The sequence below is a fragment of the Streptomyces bathyalis genome (genome assembly GCF_015910445.1).
Classification (GTDB): Bacteria; Actinomycetota; Actinomycetes; order Streptomycetales; family Streptomycetaceae; genus Streptomyces; species Streptomyces bathyalis.
On the sequence record NZ_CP048882.1, the window covers coordinates 4,559,575 to 4,574,012 of the forward strand.

Consider the following 14,438-nt stretch of genomic DNA (forward strand, 5'->3'; position numbering starts at 1 on the left):
CACTGCCCGCACGTCCCGCGCGGCGACCGTGAGCATCCCTGTGCCGGGCGGATCAGACGCTGTCCGCCAGTTCCATGCGCCCCTGCATGCGGGCGCAGCTGGCGCAGCAGAAGAAGCGCCCCTCGGCCTGCAGGCCGTGCCCGAGAATGCGGCACCCGCAGTTCTCGCAGATGGGGGCCATCTTCTGCGCGGCACACTCGAAGCTGTCGAAGGTGTGCACCGCGCCTGCCGCCCGGACTTCGAAGGTGTACTCGTAGTCGTTCCCGCAGACCTCGCATACGGCCATGGCATGGCTCCTCGGGTGATGTGGATGGCTTGACGGTGTGGAGAAGCGGACGGACCGCTTCGAAGCGGAGGCCGTCGGCCGGTGTGCGGCCGTGCGGCCTCCGCGCCTGTGCGGGTCCTGTGAGCAGTGGTCGGTGGTGCCGGTGTCGTCAGTGGTCGGCGCTGAGCGCCTCCACCAGTTCACCGGTCGTGGCGTTCGGCAGCGACCGGGCCACGTCGGCGACGGCCACCGTGCCGACGAGACGGGTCCCGTCGATCACCGGAAGTCGGCGCACCCTGTGGCGCGTCATCGTGGCCAGGATGTCCTCGGTGTCGTCGTCCGCGCCGATCGTGACCGCCTCTTCCTGGTTGAGGCTGCCCGCCGGGAACGCCTGCGGGTCGCGGCCCTTGCCGATCACCTTCACGACGATGTCCCGGTCCGTGACAACACCCTTGATCTTGTCGTCCTGGCCGCAGATGGGCAGGGAACCGACACCGGCCTCGGTCATTATTCGCGCGGCGTCGGCGGCCGTCTGATCCGTCTGGACGCAGTCGGCGCCGGGGCTCATCAGTTCTCGTGCCGTAGTCATGTGAAACTCCTGGACGACTGAATTCGTGCGGCGGCGCGGGTCCCTCGAGTCCGGCCGTCAATGGCCGGAGGAACCGCGCCGTCGCCGATCGGGTAGCACGTCCCCGCGGACTCAAACCCCGGCGTACGGGGGGCGCGTGGCAGCCGGGAGCCGCCCGTCGCCCCGCGGAAGGTGGCCGGAACGGGACGGAAACGCGTGTTGCCGGTGCGTCGCGTCCCATACCGTGGTTCAGGCATACGGGGGTGAGCGCGAATGCGCGAGGAGATGAAGTGGGCCTTCGGGCTCGGGCTGGCGGCCGCGATCGCGGCCAGTGGGGCCATCGACGCGGCGATGCAGGACGACGGGGCGTCAGACACGGCGGCGAAGGCCGGTTCCACGGCACGAGCCTCCGCGGAGCCGTCACCCACGCCCAGTTCGGAGCCGACCGCCACTCCGTCCCCCACGCCCACGCAGACCTCGGCCGCCGCTGACGACGGGCCGGACGAGATCTGCTACCCGCTCGCGACCCTCAAGCCCCTGCCCAGGCTCACCGCCGTGGTGGACCCGCGGACAGGGCTGAAGACCTTCAAGAAGACGTACGAGGAGACGGAGCCGCCCGAGCCCGTCTGCATCCCCGTCCATCAGCCCTCGTACAGCGGCTATCCGTACTCGTACACGCCCCCCTACTCCTCGCAGGTCCTGCCGACGAACGCACCCGGCTACGCCCCTGGGTTCGGCGGCGCGGGGTCCGGTTCCGCAACCGGCACGGAGAAGGACAGGCGGGTCCCCATCACGACGGACCGCGGAGGGATGCCCGACTTCGCCCCCACCGTGCCGCGGGCGCCCGCGCCGCGTGTGCCCGCGTTCATCCCCTAGGCGGGCCCCGGCGCAGCGCCGGCATCCCCACCCCCATCCCCATTCACATTCCGATTCCCATCCACATTTGCTTCCGCAGGTCCCTCGTGGAGGACGATCCGCCGTGACCACCACGGGCCGCCGCGCCGTCTCCCGGCACCTCCTCGCCGGGGCGTCGTTCGTCGTGGCGAGCCTGCTCGGGATCCTGGAAGGGCTGGCGACGAACACCCTCGCGTGGCTGGGCGACAGCGCGTGGGTCGCCTGGCCGGCCGTGGCGGTACTGCTGGCGGCGGCCTTCGTCATCGAGCTGCGCAGCTCTCGGGGCGCACCGGACGCGATCGCCGTACCCGACGAACTGCCGCGTGACGTCGGCGACTTCACGGGCCGCGAGCAGGAGCTCCTGAAGCTGAGGAACCTCATCAGGCAGGGTGCGGACACGCTGCTCATCTCGGCCATCGACGGCACGCCGGGCGTCGGCAAGTCCACGCTGCTCGTCCATCTGGCCCACCAGATCGTCGGCCGGTACCCGGATGCCCGCCTGTACGCGAACCTGCGCGGCGCCGACGACCAGGGTCCCGCCGAGCCGCACGCCGTGCTGGAGCAGTTCCTGCACAGCCTCGGTGAGCACCGGATCCCGCAGCATCCCGATGCCGCCGCCGCCCGGTACAGGAGCCTGCTCGCCGGCAAGCGGGCGCTCGTGCTCCTCGACAACGCGTCCGACGACGCGCAGGTCAGGCCCCTGCTGCCGGGGAGCCCGACCTGCACGGTCGTGGTCACGAGCAGGGCGCGGCTCACGGGCCTGGAGGGTGCCAGGCAGCTGACGCTGAAGGTGTTCAGCGAGGCGGAGGCGACGGAGCTGCTGCGGCGGATCGTCGGCCCCGAACGCGCGGACGAGGACGAGGCGAGCACGGCTGCCGTGGTGGCGGCCTGCGGCCGGCTGCCGCTCGCGCTGCGGATCGCGGGCGCTCGCCTGGCCAGCCGTCCCGACTGGACGATGGCGACGCTGGCCGGCCGCCTGGCCGACGAGCGCCGGCGGCTGGAGGAGCTGACCGCAGGGAACCTCGACGTACGCGCCAGCTTCATGATCAGCTACCGCGAACTCAGCGACGAGGAGCGGAGGTTGTTCCGGCTGGCGGCGCTCGCCCGGACCGCCGACCTGCCCGTCGGCGCCGCAGCTCGTGCCGCGGACCTGTCCGAGGAGGAGGTGAAGGCGCCGCTCGACCGGCTCGTCGAGCTGCATCTGCTCGAACCGGCCGCTTCGAGCGAGGGGCTCCAATTCCACGATCTGCTGCGGTTGTTCGCGCGCGAGAGGTCGGAGGACGAGGACACGGCGGACGTCCGGGAGGGCGCGCTCGGGCGCGTCATGGAGTGGTATCTGAGCCGGGTGGCCGTGGCCGATCGCGTCGGCGGGTCGTCCATCTCCCGGGACGAGCCGGCATCTCCGGCGACCTCCCCCTCCACGACTGCCTCCAGGTCCGCGGATCGGGGCCCCTCCGGTGCCTCGTCGTGGCTGGAGCGCGAGCAGGAGAACGTCGCCGCGCTGATCGACCAGGCCGCCGGACTGCCGGATCCGCTCAGGCCGTACTGCTGGCGGCTGGCGTTCGCGCTCGTGCCGTACCTCGAACTCCGCGGCGACCTGGCCGCATGGAGCGCCACCGCCCGCACCGCCGCGGTGGCCGCCGACGAGTCGGGCGAGGTCGTCCCACGGGCGCTCGCGCTGGCGGGGCTCGGCCGTCTGGACGCCGCGCTGGGGGACGCGGAGGGCGCGGAGGAGCGGTTCGAGGGCGCTGTACGGCTGCTGCGCGGTGAGGGAAGCGCCATGGGGGAGGGGGAGTTGCCGGACGAACGGCAGCGGCCGCTGGCGCAGGTGCTGCACGGCCAGGCCGCCGCGCGGTTGCGGCGGGGCGAGCACCAGGCTGCCCGGTCCGCCGCCGAGCAGGCCCATGTGATCTACCAGCGCCTCCCCTCGTCCACCGGCATCGGCCCGCACGAGATCGCGTGCGCCGCCACGCTCGGCGACATCGCCGCCGCGAGCGGGCGGTTCGCGCAGGCCGAGGAGTACTACGACGAGGCGCTGCGCAAGCAGCGCGAGGCCCCGGATGCGGCGGACAGAGCAGCCGTGCTCGCGCGCCTGGGAGAGGCGCACCGCAGCCGCGGCCGGTACGACGCGGCCGGCGCCGCCTTCGATGAGGCAGCCGCGCTCCACCGGGACCGCGGCGACGAGGCGGCCCGCGCGGACATGCTGGAGCAAGCCGGGATCACCCACGACGCCGCCGGACGTCACAGCGACGCGGTCGCCGCCTACACCAGCAGCCGTGACATCCACCGCTCCCTCGGACGGCACTCCCAGGAGTGCAGGCTGAGTTGCAACGAGGCGCTGAGCCTGTGGCATCTCGGCCGCAGGGAGCGGGCCGTCGAAGCCCTCAGGGCCGGCATCCGCACCGCTCGCAGGCTCGGCGCCGCCGACGTCGAGGCGGACGCGCGGCTGAATCTGAGCGAGATCCTGCTCGGCCAGGGCGACGCACAGCGCGCGGCCAGGTCCGCGCAGGCGGCGCACGACCGGTACGCGGAGCTCGACGATCCGGCGGGCAGGGCACGGGCGTTGACGTCGCTGGCACGGGCCCGCGGCCGCCAGGGTGACTTCTCCGGTGCCCTCGGCGCCCTCAAGTCCGCACGCACGGAGGCGGAAAGGGCGCACGACGACCGCACGAAGGCGAGCGTCCTGATGGAGATGGGGCTGACGCACCGGGACAGTGGCAGCGGCGGCTCGGCCGGCAGGAAGCACCTCGAGGAGGCCGCACGCACCGCCACCTCGCTCATGATCCCCGAACCCGCCCTGGCGGGGCGTGCGTTGATGCACCTGGGCGGCGCCGAGGCACGTGCCGGGCGCATCGGGGAGGCCGTGACGCACTTCCGTCAGGCGTGCGAGGAGTACCGACTGAGCGGGGACCGGGAGCTGGAGGCGGCCACGCAGATGTATCTGGGGCGTGTCCTGCGCGAGGGCCGGCCGCGATACGGCGCGAGCGGGAACGCGTACGGCCGGGCCGCGGACGTCTTCCAGGCGATGGGCGACGCGCAGGGTGAGGGACGCGCCCTCGCGGGTGCGGGCGCGGCGCTCGCGCTGTCCGGCGACGCAGGGGCGGCGCGGGAGAACTTCTCCCGTGCCCTTGCGCTGCTGAGCGGGGAGGACGCTCGGGCAGTGCAGCGGCTGAACGACGTACTCCGGTCCGGACGGCCCCTGCGCACGGATGAACTGCCTTGGTAGAGCGCCCGATCGGCGTCACGGCGTCACGGCATGAGGCAGGACGCGGGAAGCAAGGACGCCCTGCCCGGCGGATCGATCCGCCGGGCAGGGCGCGTGCTTGCTGCTGTCGAGCGTCCTGCTGTGTCCTGCTCGGTTCCGCTACTTGACGACCTTGATGCGGTCCGCCTTCGGCGGGTCCAGCGGGTCGGACTTGGAGGAGTGCGCACCGAAGTACGCCTCCAGCGCGTCCAGGTCCGCCTTGCCGACGAGCTTGTCCTTGCCTTCCTTGAAGACGGGGAAGCCGTCGTTGCCGCCCGAGAGGAACTCGTTCATCGCGACGCGGTAGGTCTTGGCCGGGTCGAGAGCCTTGCCGTCCAGCTTCACCGAGTCCGTGATGATGCGGTCCTTGCCGGACTTCGTCATGTCCAGCGTGTAGCTGAAGCCCTCGGAGACCTGAAGGATCTTCGGCGACTCCTCGTTGGCCCCGCTGACCTGCTGCTGCAGCGCGGTGATCAGCTGCTCACCGGTGAGGTCGATCGCCGTCATCATGTTGGTGAAGGGCTGCACGGTGAAGCCTTCGCCGTACGTCACGACGCCGTCGCCCTCGTCCTCCGACGCCTTGTACACGAGGTCGGAGCGGATGCCGCCGGGGTTCATCAGCGCGAGCTGCGCGCCGCCCTTGTCCTCAGGCTTCATGAACTCCAGCTGCGCGTCGCCGATGACGTCACCCAGCGGGGACTCGGGCGCCTCGGCGCCGCGGCCGTTGATGTCGGCGGAGATGTAGCCGATGGGCTTGTCCGCGATGGGGTCGGCGATCTTGCCCCAGCGCTTGATGAGCGAGGTCATGTCCTTGGCCTTGGCCTGCTTGCGGCTCACCACGTGGTTGGCGCTCTTCACGCTCGTACGCACGATGTCCTTGGTCTTGCGGTCGTACGTGAGGGTGGTGTCGGTGTAGAGCTTGCCGAAGGACGACGCGGAGGTGACCATGCGCGGCTCGCCGGAGGGGTCCGGGATGGTGCACGCGTACGCCTGGTGGGTGTGACCGGTGACCAGCGCGTCGACCTTCGGGCTGATGCCCTTGGCGATGTTCGTGATCGGGCCGGAGATGCCGTCGCCCGGGCCGGGGCTGTCGCAGTCGTAGTTGTACTCCGGCTTCGCCGGCGATCCGCCCTCGTGGATGAGCGCGACGATGGACTTCACGCCCATCTTGTTGAGCTTCTTGGCGTACTTGTTGACGGTCTCGATCTCGTCGTGGAACTTCAGGCCCTTGACGCCGTCGGCGCTGACGATGTCCGGCGTGCCTTCGAGTGTGACGCCGATGAAGCCGACCTTCACGCCCTTCTTCTTCCACACGGTGTACGGCTTGAGGATCGGGCGCTCGGTCTTCTCGTCCGTCACGTTCGCGGCGAGGTAGGGGAAGTCGGATCCCTTGAAGACCTTGCCCTCCTCGGAGCAGCCGTCCTTGGGGTGGCAGCCGCCGTCCTGGAGGCGCTTGAGCTCCGCGCGGCCTTCGTCGAACTCGTGGTTGCCGACGCCGGCGACATCCAGGTCCATCTTGTTGAAGGCCTCGATGCTGGGCTCGTCGTGGAAGAGTCCGGAGATCAGCGGGCTCGCTCCCACCAGGTCGCCCGCCGCGGCGGTGACGCTGTAGGGGTTGCCCTTGCGGGCCTTGCGCAGGGACGTCGCCAGATACTCGGCGCCGCCCGCGGCCACCTTCTCGGTGGTGCCGTCGGGCTTCTGGCGGGAGACCTCACCTGAGGAGCCGGGAGGCGGCTCGATGTTGCCGTGGAAGTCGTTGAACGAGAGCAACTGCACGTCGACCGTGCGTCCTTGGGCGTGGCCGCCGCTCTCCGCGCCGGCCGGCATCGCCGAGAGCACGCCGACGGCTGCTGCGAGTGCCGCGGCGCAGGCGGTCAGCCGGCTCAGGCGTCTGCGCCGTTCAGGTTTCACGGTCATCGAGGTTCCCCTTCTCTGGTGTGCGCGAGCGCTGGCAGCCTACGGTCAACGCGCGTAGTCCGTCAGGAGTGTTGCGGTAACGACAGGGTTGCGGGCAGTGGAGCGGCCCATGTCGCTCCCTCGTCCCACCCTGCGGACGGACCGCCGGGCGATGTCGGCCGACAGGGCGCCAGTGTCCGTTTCAGGCGTTAATCTCGGCACCATCCGCGCGGATGGTACGAGCAACTGCCCCCAGCGGGGCGGGAGTCGTGGCGTCCTTCCAAGAGGGGGCACAGTTGAGCAGCGAGGGGCCGGGGCACCGCACGTCCGAGGACGTGCGGGACAGGATCGACACGAGCATCACGCACACCGCCCGGGTGTGGAACTACTGGCTGGGCGGCAAGGACCACTACGAGGTCGACCGGGCGACCGGCGACCAGATTCGCAAGCTCCACCCGGGAATCGGCGAATACGCCCGGGCCGACCGGCGCTTCCTCGGACACGCCGTGTCGTATCTGGCGGGGGAGCTGGGCATCAGGCAGTTCCTGGACATCGGCACGGGCCTGCCGACCGCCGACAACACCCACGAGGTGGCTCAGCGCATCGCGCCCGAGAGCCGCGTCGTCTACGTGGACAACGACCCGATCGTGCTCGTGCACGCACAGGCGCTGCTCACCAGCACCCCTGACGGGAGGACGGACTACCTCGACTGCGATCTGCGGGACGTCGACACCATCCTCGAACAGGCCGCGAAGACACTGGACTTCAGCCGTCCCGTGGCACTGATCCTGCTCGGCGTGGTCATCTTCATCGAGGACGACGAGGAGTCGTACGGGATCGTGCGACGGCTGCTGGACGCGTTGCCGGCGGGCAGCCATCTCGTCCTGTCGCACACCATCACCTCACCGACGATGCCGGACGTGGACTCGGCGGTCGCGTTCTGGAACGCCAACGGGACTCCGAAGCTCACGCAGCGCACACCCTCCCAGGTGGAGCGCTACTTCGACGGGCTGGAGCTGCTGGAGCCCGGCGTCGTCGCCTGTTCCCGCTGGCTTCCGAGGTCCAGGCTCGACGCGGAGGACGTGGCGATGTACGGGGGCGTAGGCCGGAAACCGTAGGCGCGCCCCGACGCGGCCGGCGCCCTCACGGGCCTGCCGCGCCGGGCCTCTTCAGCGGTGCCGGCCGCCCTCGCGGGTCACGATGAGCATGGTGACCCCGCTCGACGAGTGTGTGAGGCAGGCCGAGTTCGGCAGGAGCGGTGACCAACGAGGCTCCCGTGCCGGTGAGTCGAGACGTCGAACACGTCCCTCGAAGGCACCGGAGCCTCGTGCGTTGCGGACGCCGACGCAGTTGTGGCCGAGCGCTCGAGCCGGCAAGTGAGCCGGACCCGCTGTCCGGCTCAGCAGAACGGCCGGAACTCCTTGAAGTCCGGCGTCGGGCGCGGAGCGGGCAGCCGGTAAGCCCGGGTCCGGGCCCGGCCACTGGCCGGGTCGGTCGTGCCGTCGGCCAAGGCGGCCGGCAACGGATGCCACCCCAGATTGGTCTCGAAGTACGCCGCGGCAGCGCCGACCGAGGGCCACCAGACATCGTCGAGCAGCACGAGGCCACCGGGCCGGACGATCTCGCCCAGGAAGTGGAGGTCGACGAATACGTTGTGGAAGTGGTGGCTGCCGTCGACGAACGCCGCGTCCGCGGCGAAGCCCACATCGGCCAACCTGGCGAGGAACCGCTGCGACGGATCGGTCACCAGCTCGGCGACGTCGTCCAGGCCGGCGCCGCGCAGCAGCTCCCACCCCACACCGTCGTACGCCGTGTACTGGAACGGGTCGATCACCACGTGCCGTGGGGTCCGTGAACCGGCGCGCAGCAACGCCTCGCCGATCGCCAGCGCCGAGCCGGCATAGGCGAGTCCGATTTCGACGACCGTGCCGGCTCGCTCGTCCACGAGGAGGTCACGCACCTGATCGCAGTCGCGCTGCGGCAGCGTGACGGTGGCGAAGTCCGGAGCGCCGTCGGGCCTCCGCGGTGGTCCGTGCTCGGCGAGCTCGCGGCGTACGGCAGCAACTCGCTCCGGCCCTTCGCCTGCGGTTCCGTCCGGTTGCACCATCGAGCTCACCAGACACACTCCTTCTTGCTGACGCACAGGACCTGGCCACTGTGACACCCGGAGTGGCCGACGACCGAAGTGTTCGGTCACAGCAGCCCCCCGATCAGTGGCCGGACTGAACGAGCCCACCGAACGGCCCCGCAGCCCTGCGGCTGCGGGGCCGTTGCACGTGCCGTGCGGGCGAGCTGTGCGTGCCGGCGTGCGTGCCCGCCTCGCGGACCGCTCATCCGGCGGAGCGGGGCCGGGGTCCGCACACGGGCGGGCGCCCGCGTTGCGCCGGATGGCGGCGAGACCGCGCGGGCACCGCTCTGCCCCCATATATCTGGGTTTGTCGACTTTCTCCGAGAAAGCGAGAGCCCGCCATGAGCACGTACATACGTCAGGCCGCCCTGGTCACCGCCACGACCGTGCTGCTGGGGATCGTCGCCGGGTGCGGCAGTCCGCAGAGCCACCGGCAGGGGGACAGCCGCAAAGACGATGCCGTTGCGAAGAGTGAGGCGTCCGGGGACGCCTCACAGCGGCCGTTCACGCTGGTCGCCACCGGCGACATCCTTTCCCACGACTCCGTCATACGTCAGGCCCGCACGGACGCCGCCGACTCCGGCTACGACTTCCGCACGATGCTCGCCGGCGCCAAGTCCCTGGCGTCGAAGGCCGACTTGGCGATATGCCACATGGAAACCGTCTATGGCCGCCCGAACGGCCCCTTCACCGGATACCCGGCATTCAAGACGCCCCCCGACGTGGCGGGGGCGATCAAGGAAACCGGCTACGAGAGCTGCTCGTCCGCCTCGAACCACACCATGGACGACGGCATGGACGGAGTCCGCCGCACCATCACCGCCATGGACAGGGCGGGCCTGAAGCACGCCGGTTCGGCGGCCTCGGCCCGCGGACGAAGCCGCATCACGATGATGAATGCGGGCGGCGCGAAGGTCGCCCAGCTGGCATACACCTACGGAACCAACGGCCTGCCCGTACCGAAGAACAAGCCGTGGGCCGTGAACCTCATGGAGCGGAAGCGGATCATCGCCGACGCCCGGGCCGCCCGGCGGGCCGGGGCCGACATCGTCGTGACGAGCATGCACTGGGGCACCGAGTGGCAGCAGGCCCCCGACAGCCGGCAGAAGAAGCTGGCCAAGCAGCTCACGGCATCCCGCGACGCCAGCGGCCGCAAGGACATCGACCTCATCATCGGCACCCACGCCCACGTCCCGCAGCCGTACGAGAAGGTCAACGGCACCTGGGTCGTCTACGGGATGGGCGACCAGCTCGCGGGCAAGATGAACGACCCGCGCGGGGCGATGAGTTCGGCCGCGCGCTTCACGTTCGTGCCTCCCAAGGCGGCCAAGTCGTCGGGCAAGGCGTCGTCCCACGCGGGTACGGACCCGGTCCGGGACGCGAAGGCCGACAAGGACCACAAGGGCCGGAAGGGCCCCAAGTCCGGGAAGAACGCGGCGAGTCAGGGACGTGCGGGCGAATGGCGTGTGAAGAAGGCCGAGTACATCCCCTTCTTCGTCCAGACCTCGCCCCGCATCAGCGTCGTCGACCTGAGCCAGGAGAACGCCCGCGACGCGGGCGAGGGCCGGGCCGAGGCGTTCCGCTCGATACGTGAGGCGGTGCTCAGCAGGGGCGCCGACAAGCAGGGCCTGCGCATGGGCCACTGACCCTGCGGCTGAGGGCCCCGGCACGACCCGTCGGGGCCCTCACGCCTGACCGGTGCCGCCGGACGGTGCGTCCGGTTCGGCGTCCACGCCGAAACGGCAGGCGGCGACCGCGAGTTGGACGCGGTTGCGGCTGCCCGTCTTCGTCATGAGGCTGGCGACGTGGGTCTTCACGGTGGTGACGCCGATGAAGAGTCTCTCGGCGATCTCCGCGTTGGAGCGGCCCTCGACGACCGATGCGAGGACTTCGCGCTCGCGCCCGGTCAGAGCGACCTCCTCCGCCTGCTCAGCCGGCGCCCGTTCGACCTCGACTGCCCGCCGCACGAGGCGGCGCAGGACGTCCGGGCTGAAGGGGCTTCGGCCGTCGGCCGCCCGGCGGATACCGTCCAGCAGATCCTCGGGTGCCGTGTCCTTGGCGAGGAACCCGCAGGCTCCCGCCTCCAGCGCGGGGTAGAGATGCTCGTCGTCGTCGAAGGTCGTCAGCACGAGGACGCGGACGGCGGGGTGTGCCGCCAGGATCCGGCGCGTGGCGGTGATCCCGTCGACGCCGGGCATCCGCAGGTCCATCAGCACGACGTGCGGCGCCAGCCGATCGGTGAGCGAGACCGCTTGGCGTCCGTCCTCCGCCTCACCCACCACCTTGATGCCGTCGGCTGCCGTGCAGAGCATGCGCAGCCCGGCGCGCACCAACCGCTGGTCGTCGACGATGAGCGTGCGGATCACGAGACCTCCTCGACGCCGCGGGGCGCGGAGGCGTCCGGAAGCACCGCGCGCAGCGCCCAGCCGCCGTCCTCCGGGCCGACGTCCAGCTGCCCGCCCAGCAGTTCGAGGCGCTCGCGCATCACCAGCAGGCCGTGCCCGGGGTGACCGGGGTGTTCCTTGAGGCGTGCCGGAGGTCCGGTGCCGGCGTCCTTCCCGCCGTCGTCGTTCACCTCGACCCGCACACCTCCACCGCCGTCGCTCCGTAGCACCAGCCTCACGTGCGCACCCGGACGGGCGTGTCTGAGCGCGTTCGTGAGGCCCTCCTGAACCAGGCGCAGCACGGCGTGCCGGTGGGCGGTGTCCAGCCGGCCCAGCGTCTCCGGGTCGACGGCGGTCTCGACGCTCGCCCCGGCCTGCCGTGTGCGTTCCACGACCCTGTCGAGCTCGGCCGACAGCCCGTCGGAGCTGAGCAGCACGGGCTCGCCGGCGGTCGCGGGATCGCGCAGCACCGCCACGAGCCGCCGCAGATCGGTCAGGGCCTGGCCACCGATGGTGTGCACGTCCTCGAGTGCCTCGTCGAGCCGTGGGTCGACGGACGGCACCACATGGCGGACAACACCCACCCGCAGCACGACGGATGCCACGTGGTGCGCGACCACGTCGTGCAACTCCCCTGCCACGGCGGCACGTTCGTCCGCCCGGGCCACCTTCGTCTCCCACGCCCTGCGCTGCTCGGCCTCCTCCGCGCGACGCTCGGCCTGCGAGGCGAGTTCGCGCTGGGAACGCAGGAACGAGCCCAGCAGCAGCGGCAGTCCCGTATCCAGCAGCACGATGAGGGCGTTGGCGGCCAGCGGGTACGCGGGGAAGAAGCTCACCGCGCCCGCGGCGCCGAGCGCCAGGGCACTCCACCACATTCTCGGGCCGGGGCACCGCAGCGCGACCTCGCCGAGTGCCACGCACGCGAGGATCTGGGCGACCCCGCCCCCGATCTTCGCGGACGCCGCCACGGAGGCGACGAGCAGCGCGCACTGGGCCAGCACCACCGGCACCGGACGGCGGCCCCCGGCCGGCACCGCGGCGGCGGAGGCCACGGCGATCAGCCAGTCCGAGAGCGACGGCTCGACCTGCGGCACATGCAGCAGCCCGACGAAGCCGACGGCTCCGGCCATGGGCAGCAGACGCACCCACCCGTAACCCGAGACGTAGGTACGCAAGGAGCGCATGGACTCTCCGATCGGCCGCACGCCGCGAAGGTAGTCCTGACCCGGTGCGGGCGGCGTCCTCCCGGAGGAGGGGTCCCGCCTCCTACTTCAGGCCGCGGGCAGGGGCCGGGAGCACGAAGCGGGCGGTGCGGCCCCCGCCGAGACTGACGGCGACAACGGACGGACCGGCGCGGTCCGCGGCGACAGCGGACCGCGCGAAACCCGGAAGGACGCCGTGAACTTGCGAACCCGAAGCGTGCCACCCCGCCTGATCACCGCCGTCAGACTGCTGCTGTTCGCCGTCTTCGCCGGGTACGGGACGATCAAGCTGCTCGGCGGCCAGTACGACTACGGGGACTGGGTGATCTCCAACCGGACCCAGGACGGCACCAGCGTCGTGTGGGCCTTCTACGGCTACTCCCCGGTCTACGGGCGCTTCACCGGCCTGTACGAACTCGTCCCCGCGCTGCTGCTGCTCTCACGCCGCACCGCCACTCTCGGCGCGCTGGCGCTCTTCGCGGTCTCGCTGAACATCACGGTGATGGACTTCGCGTACGGCTACCCAATGGTCAAGTACTTCTCCCTCGCGTACACGCTGCTGTGCCTCTTCCTCGTCGCCCAGGACCGCGACCGCCTCCTCGCCGCCTTCTGGCACCGGCCGGAACGGGACGGCGGGAAGGCACACTGAGGGGCCCGTTTGCGGGCCCCGAACAGCGGGGTTCTACTGGATCCAGCCTCGGCCACCACCGTGGAGGATTCCTTATGGCTCAGGAGAATCCGGGAAAGGGGGAGGGCCGGAAGCCGGACAAGGATGTCGCCGGATGCACGGGGTCCGCGCTCTGCGCAACGATCGGGGCGCACATTGCCTACGTGCAATCGCAGATCGATGCTCTCGGCGAATTGTCGGAGACAGACCAGAAGGTCGAGGGCAAGGCGAATCTGCATCTCGAAGCGGCTCGCGAGCAGGTCGAGCACAAGGGATATCTCAACAAGCTGCTGCACAGGCATACCAGCACCGATGTCATCGCGGCCATGACCAATATCCGCGAAGCCGAGGTGGAGCTGACCAGGTTGCTCCAGGGTGAGGACCTGAGAAGCCGGGTTCCGCGGATTCTCACGCATGCCCGTGAGCACCTGTCTCCTGACGATCCCCAGCGACGACTCCTCGAGAAGGAGTGGGGTACGACGGAAGAGGGGCGGCGCCGGCTTCCTGCAGGAACGGAGGGGATAGCGGCCGAGACGCTGCACGCGGCGAACAAGGTCGAGGAGAGGGAGCGGATACGGCTCAGAAGCTTCACGCACATCCTGATCTGCTCCATCACGGTCATGTCCTTGATTGCCGTCGGCTTCGGCATCTGGGCGGTGGTCGACCCCAATGTGGCAAATCTTTTCTGCTTTCCGGACCAGCGCAGAATCGTGCCCCGCATCTGTCCCATCGGCCGGCACCGGGCCGCCGGCAGCGACGTGTTCCTGATCGAATTCATGGGAATGTTCGCGGCTGCCCTCGCGGGTGCCGCCTCACTGAAGACAATGCGCGGGAACTCCTCGCCGTACCACGTATCCATCCTCTTGCTCCTGTTGCGTCTCCCCGTCGGAGCCATGACCGCGGTGCTGGGAATCCTTCTCGTGAGCGGCGCCTTCTTCCCGGGCCTCACCAGCCTCGACGCGAGCGCGCAGATCATCGCTTGGGCTGCGGCCTTCGGGATCCTGCAGGAGCCCGTCACTCGCGCCGTCGACAGGACGGGCAGGTCGTTCCTGGACGAACTGACTCCGCCCGAAGCGGCCAAGACCCGGCCAGGGGCCGACCAGCGGCGCCATGAGCCGGAGGCGCACGGCCGGCGGAAGAAGCGCATCGTCGGCAGGCGCTGACGCCCGCTGTCAGTGGCCGCGCCTACG

At 70.6% G+C, this 14,438-nt stretch carries 12 protein-coding genes; 6 read left to right on the top strand and 6 right to left on the bottom strand.

The features are described 5' to 3' along the window. Positions 1 to 52: 52 nt before the first annotated feature. Positions 53 to 286, bottom strand: a complete 234-nt coding sequence (locus tag G4Z16_RS19860) for a hypothetical protein (protein WP_197352066.1) — start codon at positions 284 to 286, stop codon at positions 53 to 55. 148 nt (positions 287 to 434) lie between these two features. Further along, entirely contained in the window at positions 435 to 854 is a 420-nt protein-coding gene (locus tag G4Z16_RS19865) for a CBS domain-containing protein (RefSeq protein WP_197352067.1), read from the bottom strand. 252 nt (positions 855 to 1,106) lie between these two features. Here G4Z16_RS19865 and G4Z16_RS19870 point away from each other — a divergent pair, with 252 nt between their 5' ends. Both G4Z16_RS19870 and G4Z16_RS19875 read left to right on the top strand, forming a co-directional pair. Then, positions 1,107 to 1,709, top strand: a complete 603-nt coding sequence (locus tag G4Z16_RS19870) for a hypothetical protein (RefSeq protein WP_197352068.1) — start codon at positions 1,107 to 1,109, stop codon at positions 1,707 to 1,709. Between the two features lie 103 nt (positions 1,710 to 1,812). Next, positions 1,813 to 4,953 carry an ATP-binding protein gene (locus G4Z16_RS19875; RefSeq protein ID WP_197352069.1) on the top strand — a complete coding sequence of 1,047 codons (3,141 nt, stop codon included), beginning with the start codon at positions 1,813 to 1,815 and terminating at the stop codon, positions 4,951 to 4,953. Between the two features lie 138 nt (positions 4,954 to 5,091). Here G4Z16_RS19875 and G4Z16_RS19880 read toward each other — a convergent pair whose 3' ends face one another. Next, positions 5,092 to 6,888, bottom strand: coding sequence for a bifunctional metallophosphatase/5'-nucleotidase (locus G4Z16_RS19880; protein WP_197352070.1), 1,797 nt, complete (start codon positions 6,886 to 6,888; stop codon positions 5,092 to 5,094). Between the two features lie 212 nt (positions 6,889 to 7,100). On the opposite strand from G4Z16_RS19880, the gene G4Z16_RS19885 reads away from it, so the two are divergent. Further along, positions 7,101 to 7,985 (top strand): SAM-dependent methyltransferase, encoded by an 885-nt coding sequence (locus G4Z16_RS19885; RefSeq protein ID WP_197352071.1) that lies wholly within the window; start codon positions 7,101 to 7,103, stop codon positions 7,983 to 7,985. Between the two features lie 281 nt (positions 7,986 to 8,266). On the opposite strand, the gene G4Z16_RS19890 is transcribed toward G4Z16_RS19885, so the two are convergent. Beyond that, the gene (locus G4Z16_RS19890) at positions 8,267 to 8,974 is read right to left on the bottom strand and encodes a class I SAM-dependent methyltransferase (RefSeq protein WP_197354774.1); all 708 of its coding nucleotides are present in this window, start codon (positions 8,972 to 8,974) and stop codon (positions 8,267 to 8,269) included. Between the two features lie 362 nt (positions 8,975 to 9,336). On the opposite strand from G4Z16_RS19890, the gene G4Z16_RS19895 reads away from it, so the two are divergent. Beyond that, positions 9,337 to 10,641: a CapA family protein gene (locus tag G4Z16_RS19895; RefSeq protein ID WP_197352072.1), complete on the top strand. Its 1,305-nt coding sequence runs from the start codon at positions 9,337 to 9,339 to the stop codon at positions 10,639 to 10,641. Between the two features lie 39 nt (positions 10,642 to 10,680). Here the strand turns inward: G4Z16_RS19895 and G4Z16_RS19900 are convergent, their stop codons facing one another. After that, positions 10,681 to 11,361: a response regulator transcription factor gene (locus G4Z16_RS19900; RefSeq protein WP_197352073.1), complete on the bottom strand. Its 681-nt coding sequence runs from the start codon at positions 11,359 to 11,361 to the stop codon at positions 10,681 to 10,683. Then, complete coding sequence (locus tag G4Z16_RS19905; RefSeq protein WP_197352074.1) at positions 11,358 to 12,584, bottom strand: sensor histidine kinase; 1,227 nt, start codon at positions 12,582 to 12,584, stop codon at positions 11,358 to 11,360. Before G4Z16_RS19905 ends, G4Z16_RS19900 begins: the two co-directional genes overlap by 4 nt. A gap of 199 nt (positions 12,585 to 12,783) precedes the next feature. Between G4Z16_RS19905 and G4Z16_RS19910 the strand changes: the two genes are divergently transcribed. Then, entirely contained in the window at positions 12,784 to 13,230 is a 447-nt protein-coding gene (locus G4Z16_RS19910; protein ID WP_197352075.1) for a hypothetical protein, read from the top strand. A gap of 182 nt (positions 13,231 to 13,412) precedes the next feature. Then, positions 13,413 to 14,411 carry a hypothetical protein gene (locus G4Z16_RS19915; RefSeq protein ID WP_197352076.1) on the top strand — a complete coding sequence of 333 codons (999 nt, stop codon included), beginning with the start codon at positions 13,413 to 13,415 and terminating at the stop codon, positions 14,409 to 14,411. Positions 14,412 to 14,438 lie beyond the last annotated feature (27 nt).